25 protein-coding genes are annotated in these 25,396 nt (G+C 68.0%); 13 read left to right on the forward strand and 12 right to left on the reverse strand.

Annotation, left to right across the window (positions count from 1 at the left end; translation table 11 throughout):
• Positions 1–69: 69 nt before the first annotated feature.
• Positions 70–1,209 carry an LLM class flavin-dependent oxidoreductase gene (locus BLA15945_RS00335; RefSeq protein ID WP_059240412.1) on the reverse strand — a complete coding sequence of 380 codons (1,140 nt, stop codon included), beginning with the start codon at positions 1,207–1,209 and terminating at the stop codon, positions 70–72.
• Positions 1,210–1,469: 260 nt separating this feature from the next.
• On the opposite strand from BLA15945_RS00335, the gene BLA15945_RS00340 reads away from it, so the two are divergent.
• Entirely contained in the window at positions 1,470–1,820 is a 351-nt protein-coding gene (locus BLA15945_RS00340) for a VOC family protein (protein WP_047903137.1), read from the forward strand.
• Between the two features lie 47 nt (positions 1,821–1,867).
• On the opposite strand, the gene BLA15945_RS00345 is transcribed toward BLA15945_RS00340, so the two are convergent.
• Positions 1,868–2,728, reverse strand: coding sequence for a LysR family transcriptional regulator (locus BLA15945_RS00345; RefSeq protein ID WP_059240411.1), 861 nt, complete (start codon positions 2,726–2,728; stop codon positions 1,868–1,870).
• A 158-nt stretch (positions 2,729–2,886) separates the two neighbouring features.
• On the opposite strand from BLA15945_RS00345, the gene BLA15945_RS00350 reads away from it, so the two are divergent.
• On the forward strand, positions 2,887–4,275 hold the full coding sequence (locus tag BLA15945_RS00350; protein ID WP_059240410.1) for a DHA2 family efflux MFS transporter permease subunit: 1,389 nt from the start codon (positions 2,887–2,889) through the stop codon (positions 4,273–4,275).
• Between the two features lie 9 nt (positions 4,276–4,284).
• Here BLA15945_RS00350 and BLA15945_RS00355 read toward each other — a convergent pair whose 3' ends face one another.
• Positions 4,285–4,665, reverse strand: a complete 381-nt coding sequence (locus tag BLA15945_RS00355; protein ID WP_059240409.1) for a DUF4377 domain-containing protein — start codon at positions 4,663–4,665, stop codon at positions 4,285–4,287.
• A gap of 222 nt (positions 4,666–4,887) precedes the next feature.
• Here BLA15945_RS00355 and BLA15945_RS00360 point away from each other — a divergent pair, with 222 nt between their 5' ends.
• The gene (locus BLA15945_RS00360; protein ID WP_059240408.1) at positions 4,888–6,063 is read left to right on the forward strand and encodes a helix-turn-helix transcriptional regulator; all 1,176 of its coding nucleotides are present in this window, start codon (positions 4,888–4,890) and stop codon (positions 6,061–6,063) included.
• A gap of 152 nt (positions 6,064–6,215) precedes the next feature.
• On the forward strand, positions 6,216–7,409 hold the full coding sequence (locus BLA15945_RS00365; protein WP_174991181.1) for a tyrosine-type recombinase/integrase: 1,194 nt from the start codon (positions 6,216–6,218) through the stop codon (positions 7,407–7,409).
• Between the two features lie 34 nt (positions 7,410–7,443).
• Here the strand turns inward: BLA15945_RS00365 and BLA15945_RS00370 are convergent, their stop codons facing one another.
• The 7 genes from BLA15945_RS00370 to BLA15945_RS00400 form a co-directional block, all read right to left on the reverse strand.
• Positions 7,444–7,662, reverse strand: a complete 219-nt coding sequence (locus BLA15945_RS00370; RefSeq protein ID WP_059240407.1) for a YXWGXW repeat-containing protein — start codon at positions 7,660–7,662, stop codon at positions 7,444–7,446.
• A 61-nt stretch (positions 7,663–7,723) separates the two neighbouring features.
• Complete coding sequence (locus BLA15945_RS00375) at positions 7,724–8,881, reverse strand: DUF1501 domain-containing protein (RefSeq protein ID WP_407045078.1); 1,158 nt, start codon at positions 8,879–8,881, stop codon at positions 7,724–7,726.
• 2 nt (positions 8,882–8,883) lie between these two features.
• Positions 8,884–10,278 carry a DUF1800 domain-containing protein gene (locus tag BLA15945_RS00380; RefSeq protein WP_174991183.1) on the reverse strand — a complete coding sequence of 465 codons (1,395 nt, stop codon included), beginning with the start codon at positions 10,276–10,278 and terminating at the stop codon, positions 8,884–8,886.
• A gap of 224 nt (positions 10,279–10,502) precedes the next feature.
• Positions 10,503–11,006 (reverse strand): periplasmic heavy metal sensor, encoded by a 504-nt coding sequence (locus BLA15945_RS00385; protein WP_059240404.1) that lies wholly within the window; start codon positions 11,004–11,006, stop codon positions 10,503–10,505.
• Positions 11,003–11,422, reverse strand: coding sequence for a hypothetical protein (locus BLA15945_RS00390; RefSeq protein WP_059240403.1), 420 nt, complete (start codon positions 11,420–11,422; stop codon positions 11,003–11,005). The genes BLA15945_RS00385 and BLA15945_RS00390 overlap by 4 nt, the downstream gene beginning before the upstream one ends.
• The gene (locus BLA15945_RS00395) at positions 11,419–12,204 is read right to left on the reverse strand and encodes an RNA polymerase sigma factor (protein WP_174991184.1); all 786 of its coding nucleotides are present in this window, start codon (positions 12,202–12,204) and stop codon (positions 11,419–11,421) included. Before BLA15945_RS00395 ends, BLA15945_RS00390 begins: the two co-directional genes overlap by 4 nt.
• Positions 12,205–12,430: 226 nt before the next feature.
• Complete coding sequence (locus BLA15945_RS00400; protein WP_059240402.1) at positions 12,431–12,730, reverse strand: YXWGXW repeat-containing protein; 300 nt, start codon at positions 12,728–12,730, stop codon at positions 12,431–12,433.
• 301 nt (positions 12,731–13,031) lie between these two features.
• Here BLA15945_RS00400 and BLA15945_RS00405 point away from each other — a divergent pair, with 301 nt between their 5' ends.
• The 8 genes from BLA15945_RS00405 (at position 13,032) to yddG (ending at position 22,517) form a co-directional block, all read left to right on the forward strand.
• A complete protein-coding gene (locus BLA15945_RS00405) occupies positions 13,032–14,717 on the forward strand; it encodes a purple acid phosphatase family protein (RefSeq protein ID WP_059240401.1) in 1,686 nt (561 codons plus the stop codon).
• A 97-nt stretch (positions 14,718–14,814) separates the two neighbouring features.
• Complete coding sequence (locus BLA15945_RS00410; RefSeq protein WP_174991185.1) at positions 14,815–15,102, forward strand: hypothetical protein; 288 nt, start codon at positions 14,815–14,817, stop codon at positions 15,100–15,102.
• 234 nt (positions 15,103–15,336) lie between these two features.
• A complete protein-coding gene (locus BLA15945_RS00415; protein WP_059240399.1) occupies positions 15,337–16,068 on the forward strand; it encodes a GntR family transcriptional regulator in 732 nt (243 codons plus the stop codon).
• A gap of 85 nt (positions 16,069–16,153) precedes the next feature.
• Positions 16,154–17,473, forward strand: a complete 1,320-nt coding sequence (locus tag BLA15945_RS00420; protein WP_174991186.1) for an NAD(P)/FAD-dependent oxidoreductase — start codon at positions 16,154–16,156, stop codon at positions 17,471–17,473.
• Between the two features lie 135 nt (positions 17,474–17,608).
• The gene (locus tag BLA15945_RS00425) at positions 17,609–18,940 is read left to right on the forward strand and encodes an MFS transporter (protein WP_174991187.1); all 1,332 of its coding nucleotides are present in this window, start codon (positions 17,609–17,611) and stop codon (positions 18,938–18,940) included.
• 81 nt (positions 18,941–19,021) lie between these two features.
• Positions 19,022–19,930: a dihydrodipicolinate synthase family protein gene (locus tag BLA15945_RS00430; protein ID WP_174991188.1), complete on the forward strand. Its 909-nt coding sequence runs from the start codon at positions 19,022–19,024 to the stop codon at positions 19,928–19,930.
• A complete protein-coding gene (locus BLA15945_RS00435) occupies positions 19,930–21,432 on the forward strand; it encodes an aldehyde dehydrogenase (protein ID WP_174991189.1) in 1,503 nt (500 codons plus the stop codon). Before BLA15945_RS00430 ends, BLA15945_RS00435 begins: the two co-directional genes overlap by 1 nt.
• Before the next feature lie 140 nt (positions 21,433–21,572).
• Positions 21,573–22,517 carry an aromatic amino acid DMT transporter YddG gene (gene yddG / locus BLA15945_RS00440; RefSeq protein ID WP_155627282.1) on the forward strand — a complete coding sequence of 315 codons (945 nt, stop codon included), beginning with the start codon at positions 21,573–21,575 and terminating at the stop codon, positions 22,515–22,517.
• 59 nt (positions 22,518–22,576) lie between these two features.
• On the opposite strand, the gene BLA15945_RS00445 is transcribed toward yddG, so the two are convergent.
• Both BLA15945_RS00445 and BLA15945_RS00450 read right to left on the reverse strand, forming a co-directional pair.
• On the reverse strand, positions 22,577–23,209 hold the full coding sequence (locus tag BLA15945_RS00445) for a LysE family translocator (protein ID WP_059240979.1): 633 nt from the start codon (positions 23,207–23,209) through the stop codon (positions 22,577–22,579).
• 118 nt (positions 23,210–23,327) lie between these two features.
• Entirely contained in the window at positions 23,328–24,224 is an 897-nt protein-coding gene (locus tag BLA15945_RS00450) for a LysR family transcriptional regulator (protein ID WP_174991190.1), read from the reverse strand.
• Positions 24,225–24,538: 314 nt separating this feature from the next.
• Between BLA15945_RS00450 and BLA15945_RS00455 the strand changes: the two genes are divergently transcribed.
• Positions 24,539–25,387, forward strand: coding sequence for a sulfite exporter TauE/SafE family protein (locus BLA15945_RS00455; protein WP_059240392.1), 849 nt, complete (start codon positions 24,539–24,541; stop codon positions 25,385–25,387).
• Positions 25,388–25,396 lie beyond the last annotated feature (9 nt).

The raw sequence follows: 25,396 nt of genomic DNA on the forward strand, positions 1-25,396 counted from the left end.
CGATGGTCGGCTTCGCGCGACCGCGCCGCATCGTCCGACCGGACGGGACGACGGGCGCGGCCTCATGCATCACGCGCAGGCGCGTTCCTTCTCGCGGTTGAAGAACGGGATCACGTGCTCGCCGATGTTGCGGATGGTCTCCATCTGCGCTTCATGCGGCACCGTGCCCATCTGGCACAGGAACAGCACTTCGTCGACGCCGGCCTCCTGCAGGCGGCCGACATAGCCGATGCAGTCGTCCACCGTGCCGTACGCGTGGTTCGGGTTCATCATCGCGAGCGCCGGGTCGGCGAAGTTCACGACGACTTCCTCCGACGCGAAGCGCGAGCGGATCACCATCTCGCCGGTGTCGGCCTGCACGAGATCGTCGCCCCACTTCGCCGGGTCCGGACGCTCGCCGCCCGTGTACCAGTACGCGAGCGATTCCATGAAGTAGCGCTGGCCGCGGATGCCGATCTTGCGGGCCGCCTGGCCGTCGGCCATCACGACCGTCGGGCACAGCGCCGCGAGGTGCTGGGTCGGGCGGAAGCCGACCTGGTCTTCCGGCTTGCGGTTCGCCCACGCTTCACGGTAGACGGCGTTCTTCTTCGCGACTTCGTCGGGGCCGCCGAAACCGAGCACCAGCGCGCCCATCCCGCGCTGGCCGGCGCGCAGCAGCGCATCGGTGTTCGTACACGCGAGGTACATCGGCGGGTGCGGATCCTGGAACGGCTTCGGGTGGATCGGGCGCTTCGGGATCTTGATGTACTTGCCATCGTGCTCGATCTCGTCCTGCACGAACATCTTCGGCACGAGATACATCGATTCGTCGATCATCGGCTGCAGTTCGTTGAGGTCGTAGCCGAACGCGCCGGCTTCCTGCTGGCTGCCGCCCTTGCCGACGCCGAAATGCACGCGGCCGCCCGACAGGATGTCGAGCAGCGCGACGCGTTCCGCCACCTTGATCGGGTGGTTCATCGCCGGCGGCAGGCACACGACGCCGTGGCCCAGGCCGATGCGCGTCGTGCGGCCGGCCAGGTAGGCAAGGAAGGTTTCCGGCGCGCTCATGTGCGCATAGTTGGTCAGCGACGTGTGCTCCACGCACCAGATCGTGTCGAAACCGACCTGCTCGGCGAGCAACGCCTGCTCGACCGTCTCCTTGAACACCTGGTGGTCGCCCTCGCGCGATGCGTCGGTGGTCTGGGCTTCGTAGATGAGGGAAAACTTCATTGCGTGCGTCTCCATGTATGTTGGACGAGTCGGGGTCGTGCGGCCCGCCCGCACGATACGGACGAATAGCGACGGTCCACGAATGGGAGTGTCGGCGCGCCGGCTGGCGTGGGCATCATCTGTTCGGAGTATCTGTATGCCGGCGGGGACAGAGGGGTTTCACCGTCATCCGATCGGACTGCGTGACGGCGCGAGCGACGCGCTAGCATCGACCGGCGGCGCATTGCACGCCGCCCTCATCAAGACAAGGGAGAACCGGAATGAAGGTATCGATGCTGCTGTATCCGGTCGACGACATCGACACGGCGCTGCCGCTGTTCGTCGACGGACTGGGCCTGAACGTGAAGTTCCGCGACGGCGACCGCTATTGCGCGCTCGACGGCGGCCCGCTGACGATCGCGCTGGTCGCGGGCGACGAGCAGATCGTCGAGCGCGCGGCGCTCACGCTGCGCGTCGACGAGGACGACGACCTGTATGCGGCCATGGCGCGGGTCGTGAAGGCCGGCGCATCGGTGCGCGTGCCCGTGCAGGCCGGGCCGCACGAATACCGCGCGGTGCTGGAGGACAAGAACGGCGCGCTGCTCGTGATTTCGCAGAAGCGGTCAGCCTGACGACGCGCGGCGCGGGCACGCCGCACGCAACACAGGCGCAAGCGGCGTTACGCGTCCGCGCCCGACGCGCGCAGGTCGCTGGTTTCGAGCAGCTCGAGCAGCGTGCCGGCCGGCTGGCTCAGCCGCTTCGCGGCGAGCGCGATGAATTCGACGTCCGGCAGCACGGGCAACCCGTCGCCGTTCACGGGTGGCGCAAGGCCACGCGCGGACAGGTATTGCGACGTCGCGGTCAGCCCGAGCCCCGCACGGGCGGCCGCGATGCAGCCCGGCTGGCTGCTGCTCGAACACACGACTTCCCAGCCGATCCCCTTTTCCGCGAGCGCATTCAGCACCACCGCGCGCGTGACGCTCGGCTCGGCCACCAGCACGAGCGGGAGCGGCCGCTCCAGGTCGACGACGGTGCCGGGCCGCGCGACCCATTCGAGCCGTGCGCGCAGCAGCGGCGTGCCGCGCCGCTCGCCGAGCCGCCGCTTGCCGATCATCAGATCCAGCGCGCCTGCATCCATCAGTTCGTAGAGCCGGCTCGTCATGCCGGTGGTGATTTCCAGCGCGACGTCGGGATGCGCAGCGCGGAACCCGGCAAGCACGTCCGGCAGCGCGACGAGCGCGAGGTCGTCGGACGCGCCGAGCCGCACACGCCCCTGCAGCCGCGGCTTGCGGAACTGCGATTCCGCGCGGTTCAGCGCCTGCAGGATCACGTTCGCATGCACGAGCAGCGCCTCGCCGTCGGCCGTCATCGCGATCGAATGCGTGTCGCGCACGAACAGCCGCCGGCCGACGCTCTCTTCGAGGCGACGGATGTGTTCGCTGACGCTCGACTGGTTGAGCCCGAGCTGCCGCCCCGCTTCGGTGAAGCTGCGGCAGTTCGTGACGGTCGCGAAGGTCTTGAGCCAGACGGGATTGAGCATTCCGCATTGTCATCGGCAATTCCGATGACAGTCAATGTCTTGAGGCGGCTTCCCGATGACCACCGGAATCGGTACCATCGAGCGCTTGAAGTCCGGCAGGCGCCGCGCGACCGCGCACCGGCGCACCTGCGCCGGGCTTTCGCACCACCGATTTCGCCATGTCCCGGGAACCCACACACTCCGCGCTGCTCTGGATCGTCGCCGCTGCATTCTTCATGCAGTCGCTCGACACGACGATCGTCAACACCGCGCTGCCTTCGATCGCCCAAAGCCTGCATGCGTCGCCGCTCGCGATGCAGCCGGTCGTGGTCGTCTACACGCTGACGATGGCGATGCTCACGCCGGCGTCCGGCTGGCTCGCCGACCGGTTCGGCACGCGCCGCGTGTTCTCCGTCGCGATCCTCGTGTTCGTGCTCGCGTCGATCGGCTGCGCGGCGTCGCACACGCTCGGCCAGCTCGTCATTGCGCGCGCCGTGCAGGGCATCGGCGGCTCGATGCTGCTGCCGATCGGGCGGCTCGCCGTGCTGCGGCGCGTGCCGGGCGAGCAGTACGTCGCGGCGATCGCGTTCGTGTCGATCGCCGGCCAGCTCGGCCCGATCGTCGGGCCGACGCTCGGCGGCTGGCTCACGCAGGCGATTTCATGGCACTGGGTGTTCATCGTCAACGTGCCGGTCGGCGTGGTCGGTTTCATCGCGGTGCAGCGCTACCTGCCGCACGACCAGGCGACGCAGCCGCCACCGTTCGACTTCGTCGGCTGTGCGCTGCTGTCGGTCGCGATGATCGCGCTGTCGCTCGCGATCGACCCGCCCATGCCCGCGCATCGCGCCGCGTGGGCGGCCGGGCTCGCCGTGGCCGGCCTCGCGAGCGCACTCGCGTACCTGCCGCATGCGCGGCGGCGCGCGCAACCGCTGTTCCGGCTCGGGCTGTTCCGCGAGCCGAATTTCGGTTCCGGGCTGCTCGGCAACCTGCTGTGCCGGATCGGCACGAGTTCGGTGCCGTTCATGCTGCCGCTGCTGATGCAGGTGCAGCTCGGCTATACGCCGCTGCAATCGGGGTTGATGATGCTACCGGCCGCAATCGCAGGCGTGATCGCGAAACGCTGGATCGCGCCGCTCGTGAAGCGCTTCGGCTATGCGGCGTTTCTGGTCGTGAATACGGCAATCGTCGGCTGCGCGATCGCGGGATTCGCGCTGGTGTCGGCGCGGCCCGCGCCGGTGCTGGAAGGTGTGCTGCTGATCGTGTTCGGCGCGGCGAACTCGATGCAGTTCGCGGCGATGAACGGCGTGACGCTCAAGGGGCTCTCGCATGCCGACGCCGGCAGCGGCAACAGCCTGTTCACGATGATGCAGATGCTCGCGATGGGCCTGGGTGTGTCGATCGGCGGCGGGCTCGTGAACCTGTTCGCCGCCTATTGGGGCTCGATGGCGCACGGATTCATGCTGTCGTTCGCGTGCATGGGGGCCGTCACGTTGCTGTCGTCCGCCGTGTTCCGGCGGATCGATACGGTCGCACCGCCGACCCATGCGGCGGCGCGATCGTCCGCGTAAGCGCGGCCGTCAGTTCACCTGACGGCGTTCGACCACGCGCTTGAGCACCCAGCGGATCGACGAACCGTCGGCCGGCGGCTGCGCGACGTGGTATTCGTCGATTTCAAGCGTGTACAGGTAACCGGGCTGATAGGCGAACCCTTCGATGCCCGCGTACCACAGGCTCCACGGCTCGCTCGGGCTGCTGCGCACCTGCAGGCACTCCATCGGCGCGACGCCCATGCAGCGCGCGGACTGCGGCGCGACATAGACGGTCCTGGTCACCGGCTTGCCGTCGGCCGGGCGGGCCGCATTCGGTGCCGTGGCGGCCGCGTCGGTCTGGCATCCGGCGAGGAGCGTGCTGCCGGCAATGACGGCCGCGCCAAGCAGCGTTCGGGTCTTGTGAATCATCTGATGTGCCTCTGGAAGCGTTGGAGGGCCGATTAGACGCCCGGCGCGGCGAGAAAGTTCACAATTACCTTACAGAACGTGCCCGCCCCCCTCATTTATGGGATGTCGCGCCTATCCCGATACGTTACCGTGTTCCGGTGCCGCCGCGCGTATCGCCGCCGGTGGCCGAACGTGCACGCCAAGCGCATCGCGACCCGGCGGCCGAAACAGGAGACAACCCGAATGACCACGGCGCCCCCGGCCCTGCCGCCGAACCTTGCCCAATCGAAACTGACGCTCGAGCAGTTCGACGCTTTGCTCACGAAAATCTACGAAGGCCCGCTCGAGGACGTGCCGTGGGGCGCCGCACTCGAGCAGATCCGCGTGCACCTCCACGCGAACTACGTGACGATGATCCTGCGCTGGCCGGCCAGCGGCCATACAGGGCTGATGATCAACGCGTCCGAGGAGAGCGCACCGCTGACGGGCGTCGCGTCGTACAACAACTATTACTACGCACTCGATCCGTTCGTGAACCTGCCGGCCGATCGCGTCGTCACCGTCGACGAACTGCTCGGCGTCGGCGTGTGGCGCAACAGCGCGATGTATGCGGAATTCCTGCAGCCGTTCGACGTCGGCTATCTGATGGGCGCCGACCTGCGCACGCACGACGGCGTCGAGTGCCGCTTTCGCGTCTGCCGTTCGCATCGCGGCCACGCGTTCTCCACAGCCGACAAGGCCGTCTGCAACGCGCTGCTGCCGCACCTGAAGCGCGCGGTGCGGCTGCACGCGAAGTTCGGGATGGTCGAATCCGAGCGCACGCTGTATGCCAGCACGATCGACCGCATGCTCGTCGGCACCGCGATTCTCGACGAGCGCGGCACGATCATGCGGACCAACTCCGTCGCGGACGAGATCTTCGCCGAATGCGACGGCCTGCGCGTGCGCGGCGGCACGCTCGAAGCGTCGTATCCGCTGGAGGACCGCAAGCTGCAGAAACTGATCCGCCAGGTGCTCGCGGAACGCACGGGCGTCACGCCGTCGGTCGCGCACGCGATCGCGGTGCCGCGCCCGTCCGGCAAGCCGCGGCTCGGCGTGCTGATCCGTGCGGTGCCGTTGAGCGAGTGGTCCGAGGACAACCCGCGCCGGCCGGCGTGCGCGATCTTCATCCGCGATGCCGAGCGCAAGTCGCAGGCGTCGCACGACATCGTGCGCAAGCTGTTCGACCTCACGCCGGCCGAGACCGCGCTGGCACTCGCGCTCGTCAACGGGCAAACGCTCGAGGAAGCGGCCGACGAACTCGCGATCAGCAAGAACACCGCGCGTTCGCACCTGCGCGCGATCTTTTCGAAAACCGGTGTCACGCGGCAGGCCACGCTGGTGCGGATGTTGTTGAACAGTGTGCTGTCGCTGGGGTAACGGGCGCTTCGTCACCGGCCAGTCGATCGCCTCCGACGGCGGTTTCACCGTGCGGTGATCGTGTACCATCGGCGCTTCCCGATACGCATTGACGCGCTGCCGTCGTCCGCCCGGCCATGCCCGCGCGGTTCGTGCAGCGCGCCTCCCTTCGCATGCCCTCACCCGTTCCGTCCGACGCCGCGCTGCGCCCGCTGCCGATCGATACGCTGACCGTGCCGGCCTCGCTCGACGGACGCACCGGCTCCAACCGTTCGGGCAGCGCGCATCCGCAGATCGCCGCGACCAACGATCTCGACGCCGTGCGCGCCTGGCTCGCGCGCTTCGTCGACACGCCGACCACGTTCCAGAACTACCGCAAGGAAGCCGAGCGTCTGCTGCTGTGGGCCGTGATCGCGTGCGGCAAGCCGCTGTCGTCGCTCACGCACGAGGATCTCGTCGTCTACCGGCAGTTCCTGCTCGCGCCCGCGCCGGCCGACCTGTGGTGCGCAAACGGCGGCCGCAAGCATCCACGCGACGATCCGCGCTGGCGGCCGTTCTACGGGCCGCTGTCGGCGGCCAGCCAGCGGCAGGCGCTGGTGATCCTGAACGTGATGTTCTCGTGGCTCGTGCAGGCCGGCTATCTGGCCGGCAACCCGCTCGCGTTGTCGCGGCAACGGCAGCGCCGGCCCGCACCGCGCGTCACGCGCCATCTCGGGCAGCCGCTATGGCAGTCGGTCAAGGACGCGATCGCCGCGATGCCGCGCGACGATGCGCGCGCGTGCTTCCATGCGGATCGCGCACGCTGGCTGTTCACGCTGCTGTATCTCGGCGGGCTGCGCATCACCGAAGCGGCCGATACGACGATGGGCCAGTTCTTCTGCCGGCGCGACGCGAACGGACACGACCGCTGGTGGCTCGACGTCACGGGCAAAGGCGGCCGGCAGCGGCTCGTGCCGGCCACCGGCGAGATGATGGCCGAACTGTCGCGCTACCGGCGCGCGCATGGCCTGCCCGCGCTGCCGTCGGACGGCGAGCCCACGCCGCTCGTGCTGCCGGTCGGCCAGGCGCGCAAGCCGCTCACGCGTGCGGCGCTGCATAGGATCGTGAAGCAGGTGTTCCGGCACGCGGCCGACCGGCTGCGTGCGAACGGCGAAGCCGGCGCACACGCGGCTCAGGTGCTCGAACAGGCGTCCGCGCACTGGCTGCGCCACAGCGCAGGCTCGCACATGGCCGACGGCCGCGTCGACCTCCGGCTCGTGCGCGACAACCTCGGCCACGTGTCGCTCACGACGACGAGCCAGTACCTGCACGCGGACGACGACTGGCGGCATCGCGAGACGGAAGAGAAACACCGGATCGGGTGGTAGCCGGCATCCGCACCACGCCGTACATCAGGCCCGGTCAGTACACGCCCACCCAGTGCCCGGGCACCCACGCCCAGTGATTGCCGGCCCAGCGGTAATGGCCCTTCGCCCAGCGATAGCCCGGCGCGGGCGGCGGCGGCGCCACTTCGACGAGCGGCGCCGGCTGCGGCGGCCGCACGGGTTCGACCACGCAGGCGGACATCAGCACGGCACTCGCGCTCACCAGCACGGCAAGCGAAGCGGATCGGATCTTCATCGTCAATTCTCCCTGTTGTGTGTGTAATCGGTCGGCGGGCACGAACGCGGCATGCGCCGCGTCACGCAGTCCCGCGAATCAGGCCGCTCATCGGCCGCGTCGCGCCGCTTTCCGCGAACAACGCGGCTGCGGTGCGGCGTGGATCGAGACGCAGGCTTTCGGCAGCCGCGCCCGAGATCAGCGCGTCGAGCGACGCAGTCGGCTTCAGGTCGCGCCCTTCGTACAGGTCGCCCGGCCGCAGCCCCGGCCAGTCGGCGATCACGCGGCCGCCGGCGACCGCGCCGCCCGCGAGCATCGCAACCGATGCCTGCCCGTGATCGGTGCCGCCCGTGCCGTTCACCGCGGCCGTGCGGCCGAACTCGGTCGCGACCAGCACCGTGGTCTGCTGCCAGGCGGGCCCGAGGCCGTCGCGCAGCGCGGCGAGCATCGTGTCGAGCGCCTTCAACTGATTCGCGAGCCGCGCGTTCTGCGCGCTGTGCGTGTCCCAGCCGCCCGTCTCGATCATCGCGATCCGCGGGCCGTCGTCGCGCGCGAGAAACGTCGCGGCGAGCTTGCCGACCCCGGCCGGGTCCTGGCGCGCATGCGCATCGCCGGCGAGACCGCGTGCCTCCATCGCCGACTGCCACAGCGGGCCGAGCTGCGCGTCGGCTTCGTAGAGCGCGGACACGCGCGCAAGCAGGTCGTCCGGCGCGGCCGGCAATCCGGACGGCGCATACGACGCGGCCTGCACGGTGCCGCGCAAGGCGAGCGGCACGGTCGGCGCAAATGCAATGGCGCTGTCGCGCGTCGCCGGCAGCAGCGCGGCGAGCCGGTTCAGCCAGCCGTCCTTCACCTGGTAGGGCGCACGGCCGCCGGTTTCAAGCACGTTCTGGCCGTCGAAATGCGAGCGGTCGCGATACGGCGACGCGATCGCGTGGACGAACAGCGCCTGCCCGTCGCGGTACAGCTGCGCGGTCTGCGCCAGCGATGGATGCAGCGCGAACGTGCCGTCGAGCCGCGTCGCGGCCGTCGTGTCGATCGCCAGCGGGCCGCGCAGCGACGCATACGCGGGCTCCGCATACGGGACGACGATGTTCAGGCCGTCGGCCGCCCCGCGCTGGATCACGAACACGAAACGCCGGTCGGTCGCGACGTTCGCGAACACGATTTGCGGTGCGACGAGGATCGCACCCGCGCCGGCGGCGGCTACGCTCAGGAATTGTCGGCGGGACAGTGCCATGGTCATCTCCGTTGGAAATCGGGCGAAACGAGCAGCAATGCGAGCGACGTGGTCGCACTCTCCGCACGCGACAGCGCAGTCGCGGTCGGCGCGCTCATCGAACCGGCAAGCAGCGTGCCGCCGAGCGTGCGCGGGTCGAGCCGGTCGCCCGTGCGCGCGGCGAGGCGCTGGGCGATCTCGACGCGGCGCACGAGCGCGTCGGGCGCGGCCCAGCTCGCGGCGACGTCGTCGTAGCCGGCCGGCGAGCCCGGCCGCCATACCGGCTGGCCGAGCTGCGCGAGCAACGGCGCGGCCTTCAGGTCGCCCGTATCGCGCCAGCCGAGCCCGCGCAGCGACGACACGGCCCACTCCCACGGCGTCTTGAACTTGCGGTTGACCGGCGACCACGCTTCAGGCGCATCGACGAGCGCGCGATAGACGGTCGGCAGATCGCCGCCGCTCGCATCGAACGCGCGGGCCAGCCGGTCGGTCAGCGCGGGCGGCGGATTGTCGGCGACGAAATGACGGGCGAGCTGGAACGCGATGTGCCGGCCGGTTGCGTCCGAGCGTGCGAGGTCGTGCAGGATCGCGCGCGCCTGCGCTTCGCCCGGCTGATCGTAGGTGCGTCCCATCACCGTGCGCGAGCCCGGTTCGTGCAGCTTCGGGCGGAACACAAACGCGCCGGGCGCCGCATCGCCCGGCTGCGGCCCGCGCCCGCCGGCGATGCTCCAGCCGGTCAGCGCACGCGCGAATTCCGTCACGTCGGCTTGCGTGTAACCGGTGCGCACGCCGAGCGTATGCAGTTCCATGATTTCGCGCGCGAGGTTCTCGTTGAGCCCGCGCTTCGCCGACGGATTGCGTGCTTCGGCGCGCAGCGCAGCCGGGCTGTCGGGGCCGACCGAGCGCGCCTGGTCGAGAAACACCTGCATCGCGGGATGCTGCTCGACGGCGACGAGCATGTCCTCGAAGCGACCGAGCACGTGCGGGCGGATCGCGTCGCGTTCGAACGCGCCCGCATACGCGGCCACCTGCCCCTTGTCGACCGATACCGCGAAATGGTTCGCCCAGAAATGCACGAGACGTTCGACGAACGGCGCGGGCGTGTTCAGCGCGCTGTTCATGCGTGCGGCGACGGCGCTGCGATACGCGTCGTAGCCGTCGCGCCGGATCGATTGCGCGGTCGCGCGCTTCGCGGCTGCGTCGTCGCCCGTCATCGCGTTGCGCGCATTCGCGAAGCGCGTGGCGAGCGCGATCGCGTCGGGCTCGCCGGCCCACGCGGCAGGCCGTGCGTCGTAACGGTCGAATTGCGCGACGAGCGCCGCCTTCGGGTCGGCGGGCGGCGCTTCGTCGGCCCGCGCGCCGAGGCCGAAGCGGTTCAGCGCGATCGCGGCTGGCGTGGTGTCGTTCGGGTGGTCCATGACGGGCTCTCTTGCGGTGCGTACCCACGTTCAACGCGGGAACACCGGGAAATCCGTCGCGGAAACGAAAAATAATCTTGATCGGCGGAAGTCGCGCAGTGCGATCGCGTCGGTCATCGATGGACAACGACCGCGCGATCGACCGAAACCCGCGCACGCATTGCGCGTGACCGATAGCACTCGACGGCGACACGCAGCTCGCGTGTCGCCCCCGGCGCGAGGATTTACTGGCTCGCCGGCGCGCCCTGCTTCTTCTGCAGCTTCGGCGGCAAACGCCAGTTGCCGCTGCGCTGCAACCCGTCGACGAACTTCGCGCGCTCGTCGGGCGCCAGCGTCGCCGCGAAATCGACGACGCTGCGCTCGACCTGGGTACGCATCGCCGTATCGGCCGCGCGTGTGCGGTCAAGCGCGGCGTCGATCGCCGCGCGATCGAGTTGCGGCGCGGCGAGCAGATCCAGCACGGTGATCCGGCCGTCGCGCCCTTCCCGCGCAAAATCGCGGCCGTCCTTGCGCGCCGCCTTCAGCGCGGCGGCGAACTCGCGCTGCCGCGCGTCGGGCAATTCGTCTGCCGCGAATCGCAACGCGGTGCGCGATGCCGGTGCGCCTGCCGCATGCAGGTCGCCATGCGTCGAGAACCACTGATAGGCGCCGCCGCCGATCGCGCCGAGCATGAACACGTTCAGCACGACCGAGCCGACGAGGATGAATTTCCAGCCGCGTTCAGTCATTCGTCACTCCAGTCCACGCTCGGACCGCCGAACGTCGTCGTCAGATAGCCCGGTTCGTGCTGCGACGTCGGTGCGCTGCCGAGCATCAGCATCGACACGGCCACCGCGCCCGCGAGCGCACCGGCCAGGCCGACACCGGCGAACGCCGCACCCGACCACCACACATTGCCACGCCGGCGCGCACGCTGCGGCGCGGGCGCCGTCGCGACGATACGCTCGACCAGCGACGGAGCGGGCGGTGCGACCGTGTCGTACGCGAGCCACGCATCGAGGTCGGCCGCGTCGTCCAGTGCGAGCAGCGCTTCACGCGGGTTCGCTTGCGCCCACGCCTCGGCGGCCGCGCGCTCGCCGGCCGGCCAGCGCCGCGCGTCCGAGCCGTACGCGGCGACGATGGTACGAAATCGTTCGGGTGTCATCGCTTGTCCTCGCTTGGTGGGTCGCCGGCCAGTTGCGCGCGCAGGTTGCGCCTCGCGCGGGCCAGCAGGCTTTCCAGCGCATCGACGGTGATGCCCATCAGGTTGGCCGCTTCCACATTCGACATTTCCTGATAGTACTGGAGCACGAGCGCCTCGCGCTGCCTCGGCGGCAACGCAGCCAGCGCCTGCCGCACGCGCGCGTCGCGCGAACGCAGCTCCGCATGCGCGGCCGGCTCCGGTTGCGTGTCGGGCACGTCGGGCAGCGTATCGACGGGCTCCTCGCGCCGGCCGCGCAACCGGTCGTAGCACAGGTTCAGCACGACGCGATGCAGCCACGTGTCGAAGCGCGCCTCGCCTTCGCGCCAGCGCGGCGCCTGGCTCCAGATTCGCAAGAACGTCTCCTGTGCGACGTCCTCGGCTTCGTTCCGGTCGCCGAGCATGCGCGTCGCCAATGCGAGCAGCCGCGGCAGCTTGCGCGCGACGAGCACGCGCACGGCCGACGAATCGCGCGCGCCGACGCGCGCGACGAGTTCCGCGTCCGGATCGCGGTCGCTGCGGTCGTTCAACGCCGCCTGCTCCGTCGCGCGGCGCGCGGGCGCCGCACTGTCACGGCAGGTGTACCCGCCGCCCGGCTGAAGCTCATCGTCGTGCTCTCCTTGCATGCGTCGGGCCATCACCGGACGGCGCCACTCCGACTGTTCGCCAACGCCGTGCGCATCGCGCCCTGCGTCGCACACGGCGTCGGCCATGTCCGTGTCATCGACATCCGGTTCGCACGGCATATCGATCCTGTCTGCCGGCCGCGCGACCGTCGGCCGGCGCGCTCAATATACGACGACCGGCGCCGGCCGGTAATACACCGGACGGGCCGGCACCACGACGCAGCCGGCCAGCACGAAGGCTGCAACCGCCAGTATCACGATGGTTCGGAAAGGCATGGCTTCGACTCATGAGGTGGCGTGAAGAATCCGCCGCGCCGGCAACACGTGCCGCGCGACGGCGTACGCGTCAGGCCCAGTGACCCGGCACCCAGCGCCAGGCCGGGCCGCGTGCGGCCCAGTGCCCGGGCACCCAGTGGTAACCGACACGCACCATTTGCCAGTGGCCCGGAATCCAGACGTAACGGCCCTGCCGCCAGTGCCAGTGCCCCTGGTCCCATACGTAACCCGCGCGCGGCGCCGGCATCACCTCGACGCGCGGCGGCGGCGGTGCGTAAGGCGCGACGATGACGGCCTGCGCGAATGCGGCGGAGGCCGCGAGCGCGGCCACGCATCCGGCGGCGAATCGCAATGGCACAGAAAGTTTCATGAAAGACTCCGAAGTAACGGGCATCGACCAGAAGCGGCCGTTCATGCGTTAAACGGCGCGGGCGAAAAAATTCCGTCGCGGAATCTGCAAATAAATCTCGTGAGGATCGAACGGAGGTCGAAGCGGGCCGGCTGCCGCGATGCGCGACCCCGCGGTTGCCGTCCTGTCACACCGCGGCAAAACTGCCCTTCGACAATGCATGCGACCGGGATCCCGCTCGTTTCCGGCCCACGCCCCGGCCGTGCTCTCGCATGGCCGCGCGGTTCCGCATCTCGCGTCCCCATCAACGAAAACACCGACCATGTCGAACCAGGACACTCTCCCCGATCAGCCGAACGAGCCGGCCGCCTCCGTGTCGCGTCGCGGCTTCCTGAAACTCGCCGGCGTCTCCGGCCTCGCCACCGCTGCCGGCGGCCTCGCGGCCGCCCGCGCCGCCACGTCGACCCCGGACGGCACGCCGGAACAGGTTCACCTGACGTGGGGCAACGACCCCACGTCCGATGTCGTGATCTCGTGGGCGTCGCTCGCATCGGCCGTCAATCCGCGCGCCCGCATCGTCGCCGACGGCGAGCCGGCGCGCACCGTGCACGGTGTCCAGCGCCTCTACACCGACGGCCTGAACGGCGAGACGGTGTTTGCGTACCACGCGCGCGTGCACGGGCTGAAGCCGAATACGCGCTACCGCTACGAGATCACGGCCGACAACGACAGCAATGCCGCGCAGCCGTTCTCCGCGAACTTCTCGACCGCGCCGCGCGGCCGTGCGCCGTTCCGCTTCACGAGCTACGGCGATCTCGCGACGCCCAACGGCGCGTGGGTGCTGTCGTCGCCGCAGAGCCGCTTCGCGGTGCAGGCCGTCGAGCAGTTCCAGCCGCTGTTCCACCTGCTGAACGGCGACCTCTGCTACGCGAACCTGAACCCCGGACACCAGCCCGAGGTGTGGCGCGATTTCGGCAACAACAACCAGACGTCGGCCGCGAACCGCCCGTGGATGCCGTGCCCCGGCAATCACGAAATCGAGTTCAACAACGGTCCGCAGGGGCTCGACTCGTATCTCGCGCGCTATACGCTGCCGGAGAACGGGACGCACTTCCCCGGCCGCTGGTACAGCTTCCGCGTGAGCTCCGTGCTGTTCGTGTCGCTCGACGCGGACGACGTCGTGTACCAGGACGCCGCCGCGTTCGTCGGCGGCCCGGCGCCGCTCGTGCCGGCCGCGAGCACCGGCCGCCCGCCGATCGAGCCCGGCACGTCGTTCTACGTGCGCGGCTACAGCAACGGCGAGCAGACCCGCTGGCTCGAACGCACGCTCCGTCATGCCGCGCATGACGACGACATCGACTGGATCGTCGTGCAGATGCACCAGGACGCGCTCAGCTCGTCGAAGACGGGCAACGGTTCCGACAAGGGCATTCGCGAAGCCTGGCTGCCGCTGTTCGACCGTTACGGCGTCGATCTCGTGCTGTGCGGCCACGATCACGACTACGAGCGCAGCTATCCGGTACGCGGCTGCAATCACCGCGCGGGCGTCGACGCGACGACCGGCGAAGTGGTCGAGACGCTGCAACCGCGCCCGGTCGGCTCGAACGACCCGGACCGCACGAAGTTCGACACGAGCCACGGCACGATCCACCTGATCCTCGGCGGCGGCGGCACCAGCGCACCGCTGGACGTGTACGGCGAAAACCCGTCGACCGGCTTTGCCCAGGCGAAGGTATTCACGAAGCCGAACCGGCCGGTGCCGGGCACCGCGCCGAACACGTTCGTGCGCCAGCCGGCCGACGCGCTCGAGGATGCGATCTGGTCCGCGCGCCGCGACACGGGCACCGGCTACGGGATTGCGGTGTTCGACCACGATCCGGGCAAACCGGGCGGCCATACGACGATCACGATGCGCTACTACCACGCGCCGGGCGCCGACCAGCACCCGACCGCGCAGTACGAGCTGTTCGAAACGATCGAGCTGAGCAAGAAGCGGCACGAGCGGTGATTGGGCCGGCGCCCGCTGCGGCGGGCGCCGGTTGCCTGGCCGTCGACGGACGGGATGCGGTGGCCCGGGTTAGACTGCCCGCCTCGCACACCGGCCCATGCAGATGAGCTTCGAATACCGCATCCACACGACTCCGTCGGCCGCCGCCTTCCATGCCATCGCGAATGCGCTGCGACAGGCGCATGGCGACATCGACATCGATCCCGCCCGACACCGGCTCGAGGTTCGGGCGGACACCGGCGGCTGGCCGCCGATCGGACTGTCTGCCGACGAAGACGGCTTCTTCCTGGTCACGACGCTCGGGCCAACGCGGAACGCCATGCTCGACTCGATCGGACATGCGCTGTCGGCGATCGGCGCAGTCTGGCGCATCGATGACGCATGACCCGCGGCCCCTTCCAGCGACTCGCCTGACCCGGCCGCACACGCCGCTTCGCTCCAGCGTCGACGCCCGCCGTTCGGCCCGCGCGGCTCCGCCCCTATAAGCTACGCATATCCGGACGCGACAGGTCGTGTCCGCACCTGCCTCGTCCGTGCGCCAAGATAACGCGTAAACCCTTATTTTTACTTAGTCTATTCTCAACCTAAACTGTGTCTACAGTTTGTAGACAATGAAATCATGTCGAGACAGAAGCTTCAGACTGCCGCGCCGGATGCCGAATCCGGCGGTTCGGCAGATCGCAAGAACATCATGGCGGAGACACTGCGGCGGCGCATCGTGAGCATGGAGCTCGCGCCCGGCGCCGTGGTAGACGAGCTCGCGCTCAGCGAGGAGTTCGGGCTCTCGCGCCCGCCGGTACGCGAGCTGATGCGCCAGATGGCGGCGGAAGGCTATCTCGAGCTCGAGCCGAACCGGCCGGCCCGCGTGTCGCCGATGGGTTATCAGTCGCTGCGCAGCTTCTTCCTGGCCGCGCCGCTGATCTACGTCGCGACCACGCAGCTGGCGGCAAGCCACGCGACGGCGGAAGAAGTGGAACGGCTGAAGGCGATCCAGGCGCAGTTTCGCGCGGCGATCGAGCAGAACGATCTTCAGGCGCGCGTGCTGCAGAACGACGCGTTCCACTTCGAGATCGGCCGGATCGCGCGGAACGCCTACCTGATGCCGAGCCTGCGCCGGGTGCTGATCGACCACGCGCGCCTCGGCAAGATTTTCTACCGCTCGCCGACGACGAGCGACATGCAGCAGGACCTGGAAAAAGCGGTGGAGCAGCATGACGAGATCATCGAAGCGATTGCGCAGCGCGACGCGCAGCGCGCCGGTGAACTGGTCCGCAGCCACATGGAGCTGTCGCGCCGCCGCATGGCCGAGTACGTGATTCCCGAAGGCCTCGACGTACCAATCCAGTTTTAATCACCGCGCAAGACGGTGCACGTTCGATCGTGCGCCGATTCTTCATGGTTACGATTAGTACTCTTTACAGATATTGGATTCAGGAATGCAGAATGTTACATCGCTTCCCTCCGACGACAAGATGTGCGGCTGGTATCACACCAGCCGGCAGCGCCAGCCCAGGCCGTCGCACAGCGGGGAATCCGGCGCACGCTGGGCCGTCGTCGGCGCCGGTTTCACCGGCCTCGCAGCCGCCCGCCAACTGGCACTGAATTTCCCGGATGACGAGATCATCCTCGTCGATGCGCAGGAAGTCGGCTTCGGCACGTCGGGACGCAATGCCGGTTTCGCGATCGACCTGCCGCACGACATCGGTGCCGACGACTACATCGGCGACATTCCGACTGCCCGTACGACGCTGAAACTGAACGTGCTCGGCCAGACGATCCTGCGCAGGCTCGTCGCCGAGCACGGCATTGACTGTGCGATGAGCGCGTCCGGCAAATACCAGGCGGCCGTCGAAGCACGCGGCATTGCCGTGCTCGACGCGTACCGCCGCGGCCTCGACAAGCTCGGGCAACCTTACGAGATGATCGAAGGCAAGCATTTGCCCGACCATATCGGCACGTCGTTCTACCGGAAAGCACTGTTCACGCCCGGCACCGTGCTGATCCAGCCATCGGCGCTCGTGAAAGGACTGGCCGACTGCCTGCCGCCGAACGTGACGCTGTACGAGCACACCCCGATCACCGACGTCGAGTACGGCGAAAGGATCGTGCTCGCACATCGCAACGGCCGGATCACGGTCGACAAGCTGGTGCTCGCGAACAACGCGTTCGGCATGCATTTCGGCTTTCTGCAGCACACGATGCTGCCCGTGTTCCTGTATGCGAGCCTCACGCGGCCGCTGACCGGCGCCGAACAGGCGCAACTGGGCGGCAAGCCGTTCTGGGGCGTGATTCCGGCCGACCCGTACGGCAGCACGCTGCGCCGCACGCACGACAACCGCATCCTGGTGCGCAACAGCTTCAGCTTCAACCCCGACGGCCGCCCGCGGGAGAAATACCTGCCGCGTTTCGCCGACCGGCATCGGCTGTCGTTCGAGCGCCGCTTCCCGATGCTGCCGGAAGTCGAGTTCGAATACACGTGGAGCGGCTCGCTCGCGCTGTCGCAAAACCACAAGGGCTTCTTCGGGCAACTTGCGCCAAACGTCTATGGCGCACTGTGTTGCAACGGGCTCGGCATCACGCGCGGTACCGTGACGGGCACCCTGCTCGCCGACTGGCTGGCCGGCAAGCGCAGCGACCTGATCGATTTCCTGCTGGAAACGTCGGGACCGAACCGCACCCCGCCGCAACCGTTCCTGTCGATCGGTGTCAACGCGACCCTCTGGTGGGGCCAACGCAAGGCGGGACTCGAAAGCTGAACCGGCTGAGACGAACGTAGCACCGGCAAGAAGCCCCTGGAAAATCGATACAGATTCACGCATTACGCTTAGTACACCACATCAATAAATCGCGCGATCGTATTCCGCGCTCAATTTCATGGAAGGAGACAGGCAATGTCAACGAATCGCAACTCCATCGAGGATGTCCCGCTCAATGGATTCCATCAGCTGCTCACGATCCGCTCGGGCGGCGGCTGGCTCATGGACGGCTATGTGCTGAGCATCATCGGCGTCGCGATGGTGCAGTTCTCGGCCGCACTCAGCCTGACCAACTTCTGGCAAGGCATGGTCGCCGCATCCGCACTGATCGGGATTTTCTTCGGTGGCTTCCTCGGCGGCTGGCTCAGCGATCGGCTCGGGCGGCAAAAGCCTTACTTCTTCGGCCCCGTCATCTTCTTCGTCTGCTCGCTTGCGCAGCTCTGGGTCCAGTCGGGCGAAGCGCTGTTCGTGCTGCGCTTCCTGATCGGCATCGGCGTGGGCATCGAATACCCGGTGGCCGGCTCGCTGCTCGTCGAGTTCATGCCACGCAAGTATCGCGGGCCACGCCTCGCGATGCTGACGATCATCTGGTTCTTCGGCGCGGCGCTCGCCTATATCGTCGGCAACATCATCCTCGGCAGCGCCGGCCCCGACGCGTGGCGCTGGGTGCTGGCCAGCCCGGCCGTGATCGGCCTCGTCCTGTTCGTCGTGCGCATCGGCACCCCCGAATCGCCGCGCTGGCTGCTCAGCAAGGGCCGCATCGCCGAGGCCGACGATGTCATCCGGAAAGTCTACGGCCCGTCGTTCTCGGTGAAGAACCTGCCGGAAGAACAAGCCGGGAAGAAGATCTCGCTGTGGGCACTGCTGCACTCGGGCTACGGCAAGCGGATGCTGTTCGTGTCGGTGTTCTGGAGCTGCTCCGTGATTCCCGTGTTCGCCGTCTATTCGTTCGCGCCGCGCGTACTCGAAGCGCTGCACCTGACCGGCAAGTGGGAATCGTTCGGCTCCGTCGCGATCACGCTGCTGTTCGTGGTCGGCTGCATCATCGCAACGCGGATCATCAACGAACTGGGCCGCCGCGCGATGGTGATCCACAGCTTCCTGTGGTCCGGCCTCGCGCTGCTGGGCCTCGGTGCGTGCGCCGGTGGCTCGGCCGTACTGATCCTCGTGCTGTTCGGCGCGTATGCGGTGCTGATCGGCGGCGCGCAGGTGCTGCAGCTCGTGTACCCGAACGAAATCTTCCCGACCGACATCCGCGCGTTTGCGGTCGGCATGGGCGCGTCGCTGTCGCGCATCGGCGCGGCCATCGGCACCTGGCTCGTGCCGATCGCGCTGCAGACCGTCGGCATCGGCAACACCATGTACGCCGCTGCTGCCGTCTCGTTCGTCGGGTTGGCCGCCTCGCTCGCACTGGCGCCCGAGACGCGCTCGCTCAGCCTGCAGGAAGCCGCGTCGCTCAACCACTGACCCCGTCACCCGCGCGCTGCCGCGTTCGCGGCCGCGCGCCTTTCGTCAACCCGACTGTTTCCATTTCCGCGGAAGAACATCATGAATTTCGAAGGCATCTACACCCCGGCCATCACGCCCCTGAACGACGCCGGCCAGATCGACAAGACCGCATTCGCCGACGTGATCGAATCGCTGATCGCGGCCGGCGTGCACGGCATCATCATCGGCGGCTCGACCGGCGAGTACTACGCGCATACCGCACAGGAACGCTTCGACCTCGGTGCGTGGGCGCGTGAAGTGATCGGGTCGCGCGTGCCGCTCGTGATCGGCACCGGCGCGGTGCGCACCGAAGATTCCGTCGAGTACGCGAAGGCAGCGAAGGCCGTGCGCGCCGACGCGATCCTGGTCGGCTCTCCGCCCTATGCGCTGCCCACGCAGCAGGAGAACGCGGCACACGCACTGGAGATCGATCGCGCAGCCAACCTGCCGATCATGCTGTACAACTACCCGGGCCGGATGAGCGTGTCGATGGGCCGCGAGTTCTTCCGCACCGTCTGCGACGCATCGAAAAACATCGTCGCGATCAAGGAAAGCTCGGGCCAGCCGGGTCAATTGCACATGCTGGTACGCGAGTTCCCGAACATCAGCGTGTCTTGCGGCTGGGACGACCAGGCACTCGAATTCTTTGCATGGGGCGCACGCAGCTGGGTGTGCGCGGGCTCGAACTTCCTGCCGGCCGAGCACATCGCGCTCTACCGGGCGTGCGCGATCGAAAAGGATTTCGACAAGGGCCGCCGGATCATGTCCGCCATGATGCCGCTGATGGATTTCCTCGAAGGCGGCAAGTTCGTGCAATCGATCAAGTACGGCTGCGAACTCGCGGGGCTGCGTGCCGGCGGCGTACGCGCACCGCTGCGCGCGCTCGACGAGCAGGACAAGCAGGCGCTGGCCGCGATCGTTGCCGGCATCAAGCGTGAAGTCGCCGCCGTCACCGGAGGCAACGCCTGATGGCCGACCTGCTCAGTGCGTCCGAATACGCGGCGCTGGCCGCGGACCTGCGGTTCCCGACCGGGCCGTTCATCGATGGCGCATTCCGCGCGTCCAGCACCGGCGACGCGTTCGCGACCGTCAATCCGGCCACCGACGCCGTACTCGCCCACATTGGCACGTGCAACGCCGCCGACGTCGACATCGCGGTCGCCAACGCGAAGCAGGCATTCGACGACGGCCGCTGGCGCAAGCTTGCGCCGTCGCGCCGCAAGGCCGTCCTGCTGAAGTTCGCCGATCTGCTCGAGCAGCATGCGCACGAACTCGCGACGATGGAAAGCCTCGACAGCGGCAAGCCGATCCGCGAGTGCCAGAACACCGACGTGCCCGAGACGATTCATACGATCCGCTGGCACGCGGAGCTGATCGACAAGATCTACGACAACACGGCCCCTGTCGGCAGTCATGCGCTGGCGCTGGTCGTGCGCGAACCGATCGGCGTCGTCGGGCTCGTGCTGCCGTGGAACTTCCCGCTGCTGATGCTCGCGTGGAAGATCGGCCCGTCACTCGCGGCCGGCTGCTCGATCGTCGTGAAACCGGCAAAGGAAACCACGCTCACCGCGCTGCGTGTCGCGGAACTCGCGCACGAAGCCGGTGTGCCGGCCGGCATCTTCAACGTGCTGCCGGGCGGTGGCAAGGAAGTCGGCGAGCCGCTGGGCCGGCACGCGGACGTCGACATGGTGAGCTTCACCGGCTCGACCGACACCGGGCGGAAGTTCCTCAAGTACTCGGCCGAATCCAACCTGAAGCGCATCGTGCTAGAGTGCGGCGGCAAGAATCCGGCGGTCGTGCTGCCCGATGCGCCCGATCTCGACGCGGTCGCGCAGCACATCGTCAACGGTGCGTTCTGGAACATGGGTGAGAACTGCTCGGCGTCGTCGCGGCTGATCGTCCACGCCGACATCAAGGACGACCTGCTGCAGCGGATCGGCGTGCACATGCGCGAATGGACGATGGGCAACCCGCTCGACCCGGCGCACCGCATCGGTGCGATGGTCAGCAAAGCCCACTTCGAGAAAGTCCGTTCGTACCTCGTGCAAGCCGAAGCGGAGCGCCTGCGCGTCGCATTCGGCGGCCGGACCGGCGACGGTATTTTCGTCGAGCCGACGGTGGTGGACGGCGTGAGCCCGCATAGCCGGCTGTTCCGCGAGGAGATCTTCGGCCCCGTGCTGTCGGTGACGACGTTCACCGACATCGGCGAAGCGATCGCACTCGCGAACGACTCGGTCTACGGGCTCGCCGCATCGGTCTACACCGGCAACCTGAACCACGCGATCCGGCTGTCGCGCGACATCCGTGCGGGTGTCGTGACCGTCAACTGCTTCGGCGAAGGCGACGTGACGACGCCGTTCGGCGGCTACAAGGAATCCGGGTTCGGCGGCCGTGACAAGTCGGTCTGGGCGCACGACCAGTACACCGAGATCAAGACCATCTGGATCGACGTCCCCGCGGACCCCGCGTAAGCGCGCCGCGTTGCATGGCCGGTTGCGGCCGCCGCCTCGTGTGGCGATCGCAACCGGCTTGTTCCGTTTGCGATCGCAGCACGCGCGAACGGCCCCGTATCATCCGAAATCGAATTGGCATGTTGAAACAGGCAGGAAGCATGAAACGCAAGAACAAGGCAACGCTCGCCGGGCTCGGCGCGGTGCTGTTATGGGCCTCGGTGGTCGCGCTCGTCCGCGGCGTCAGTGAAAGCCTCGGCGCGACCGGCGGCGCCGCGATGATCTATACGGTGGCGTCCGTGCTTCTGCTGTTCACGGTCGGCTTCCCCGACCTGAGCAAGTTCCCGAAAAGCTATCTGCTCTGGGGTGGCCTGCTGTTCGTTTCGTACGAACTGTGCCTCGCGCTGTCGATCGGCTATGCGAGCAACGGGCAGCAGGCGATCGAAGTCGCGATGGTCAACTATCTGTGGCCGAGCCTCACGCTGGTCGCCGCCATCGTATTCAACAAGCAGCGCGCAAACCTGCTGGTCGTGCCGGGCGTCCTGCTGTCGATGCTCGGCATCTGCTGGGTGCTCGGCGGCGACCAGGGCCTCGATCCGGCCGGCATGCTGCGCAACGTCGCGGACAATCCGCTGAGCTATGGCCTCGCATTCATCGGCGCGCTGATCTGGGCCGGCTATTGCACGGTGACGGCACGCCTCGCCGACGGCAAGAACGGCGTCACGCCGTTCTTCATGCTGGTCGCCGCCGTGCTCTGGATCAAGTTCGCGATCGAGGGCGGCGGCGGCATGACGTTCAGCGTTCACTCGGTCCTGTATCTCGTGCTGGCGGCGTCGGCGCTGGGGTTCGGCTATGCGGCCTGGAACACCGGCATCATGCACGGCAACGTGACGGTCATCGTCGGCGCGTCGTACTTCACGCCGGTGCTCGCCGCCGCGCTTGCCGCGACGCTGTTGCACGCGCCGCTGTCGGTCGAGTTCTGGCAAGGCGCATTGATGGTGTGCGGCGGGTCGATCCTGTGCTGGCTCGCGACGCGCGGCCGGCGCCGTGAAACGGTCGAACCCGTTCGGGTCGGCAAAGAAGCCGAGGGCAACTGTCACGGCTAACGGTGCACGGCGCTTTCGGCAAGCGCGCCGGACGATTGCCGGCTGTCCGCCGCCGCGCGCTAGCGTTGCGACTCCAGCGCAATCCGCGCGGCCAGTCCGGCCAGCACGGTGCCCATCAACCAGCGCTGCGCCGACGCCCAGAACGGTCGCCCCGCGAGAAAACCCGCGATCGAACCGGCGGCACAGGCGATCAGCGCGTTGACGCTGACGCTCACCGCGATCTGCACGCAGCCGAGCATCAGCGATTGCGCGAGCATGCTGCCGTGTCCCGGCGAAATGAACTGCGGTAGCAGCGACAGATACATCACCGCGATCTTCGGGTTTGCGAGGTTCGTCACGAAGCCCATCGTGAACAGCCTGGCGCGGCTGTCGTGCGGCAGTTGCCGGACCTGGAACGCAGAGCGCCCGCCCGGCTTCAGCGCCTGCCACGCCAGGTACGCCAGATACAGCGCGCCGGCAAAGCGCAGCGCATCGTATGCATACGGCACGGTCATCACGAGCGCGGTGATGCCCAGCGCCGCGCACACCATGTAGAACACGAACCCCAGCGCGACACCGCCGAGCGACACCAACCCGGCGCGGCGACCCTGGCAGATCGAGCGCGAAACCAGGTAAATCATGTTCGGTCCGGGCGTCAGCACCATGCCGAGCGACACGAGTCCGAACGCAAACAGGGTGGGCAAGGCCGGCACGGCAATCTCCTTCGACACACGACGAACAAGGTGCGATCAATGTATTGCATCTTTATCATCGTTGGCATGAATAAAATGCAAGTCGCGCATGAACGGCGTTCATCGTGCCAGCTGGTTGTCAGCTGCCCTTTTTCGCGCGCGTCCGGATTGCCTTTCCTGCGTTCGCACGTTGTGCGTCGACGAGCCTCACGAACGCGTCGGTGACCGCGTTGCCTGCGGTGTTCCACGACAGCCGCACGGAGCGATGCAGCCTCGGCGACAACTCCAGCACGCGGCCGCCGAACGGCGTGTACGTGAGCGTGATGCGCGGAACGATCGACACGCCCATGCCGGCCTCCGCCATCGACAGGATGGTGCGCATCTCGACCACGTTGAATGCGGCGCGAAGCGGTGCGCCGCCGCGCGCGAAATAATCCGCGATCACCGGCCCGCACCCGGCCTTCGAGAAAATGAACGGTGCCGTGGACAACTGCCTGGCCGACACGCGCTTGCGGTCGGCAAACATGCCGTCCGCGGCCACCGCGACGAAATCCTCGTCGAGCAGTGCCAGGTTGTGCGCGAACGTCTTCGTGCCGGCCACCACGCCGACGTCGGCCGTCCCGTCGTCGATCCACCCTTCGACTTCGCTGTCCGTGCCTTCGAGCAGCACCGCCGATACGCCCGGATGCATCTCCTTCAACGCCTCGAGCGCGGGCACCACGAATGCCAGCGAGACGCTCGGCAGCGACGCGACCACCAGCCGCCCTTCGAGCTTGCCGCGCGACAGGCTGAACTGCTGGCGCAGCATCTGCGCTTCCCGCACCACGCTCTGGACGTACGGCCACAGGCGTTCGCCCGCCGCCGTCAGGACGACCGGCTGCCGGTCGCGCCAGAGCAGCTTGACCTCCGTGATGTCCTCCAGCTCGGTCAGCGCATGACTGATCGCGGACTGGCTGCGGCTGAGCCGGTCCGCCGCGGCCGTCAGCGAGCCGAGCTCGACTACGGCCGCCAGGGCCTGCAACTGGGCGAGCGTCATCGGGTTTCCTTGTTCCGGGACCATGTACACCGCGCATGACGCGGGCTTGCGACGTGAATTATATTGAACCGGTGCCTCGTTCACCCGGAGGCCACACGCACCGCGCAGCGCACGCGCCGGATGCCCGGCGCAACGCTCAGGTAAGATGCGTCCTCGAACCGTCGCTTCGATTGACTGCGCATCAGGCTTGCGCGACAGGCCGTGCCATGCGTTCGGATCACCGGTTCACGCCAATCCAGAACAACATGCGTGCAGGATCGCAACGGGCTGCGTCGACCGCGCTCGCTGCCGGATCTGCCGCGACATGCCATTCCATGATGCATTTCAATCTGACTGAAGGTGTGCTGGTCTCCAGCCTGCAGGGGCTCACCTCGCTCGAGCTGGCCGGCATCGCCGTCGCGCTGCTGCTGGGCGGGATGGCCAAGGGCATCACGGGCATCGGCGTGCCGTTGATCGCGATGCCGATCCTCAGCCAGTTCCTGCCGATCCGGCACGCTGTGCTGCTGCTGTCGATGCCGATCATCCTCGGCAACATTCCGCAGGCGCTGGAAGGCGGCCAGGTACTCGCCACGGCGCGGAAGATCGCCGCACCGATCGTCGGCACCGTGATCGGCAACGTCGTCGGGGTGGCGATCCTGCTGTCCCTCAATCCCGGTCACGCGCAGGCGGCATCCGGCGCATTGCTGATCGTGGCCGCGACGCTGATGCTCGCCGCGCCGAAACTCAACCTGCCGCCAGCGTGGCAGAAGCCCGTCGGTTTCGCACTCGGCTTCGGCGCGGCGCTGATGGAAAGCATCGCATCGGTTCCCGGCCCGCTGCTCGCCACCTACCTGATTTCATCGGGCGCGACCGGGCGTGTCTTCACGAAGCAGATTGCGATCATCCTCGTGGTGTCGATCGTCACGCTGATCACGACGTTCAGCGGCGCCGCGCACGCGAGCGGCGCCGACCTCGCGATCTCGGCGGCGGCCAGCCTGCCGGCGATTGCCGGCATGTGGCTCGTTCGCCCGCTGCGGGACAAGATGTCACCGAAACTGTTCCGGATGGTCGTGCTGCTGTTCGTGCTCATCGCGGCATCGCAGATGATCTGGAAATCGGGCGTGTTCCGGCACGGCGGACCGTCTGCCGTCCAGACGGGCAGCGCGCACGCGATCAAGCAGTAGCCGCATGCC

It is taken from the genome of Burkholderia arboris (genome assembly GCF_902499125.1).
In the GTDB taxonomy this organism is placed as follows: Bacteria; Pseudomonadota; Gammaproteobacteria; order Burkholderiales; family Burkholderiaceae; genus Burkholderia; species Burkholderia arboris.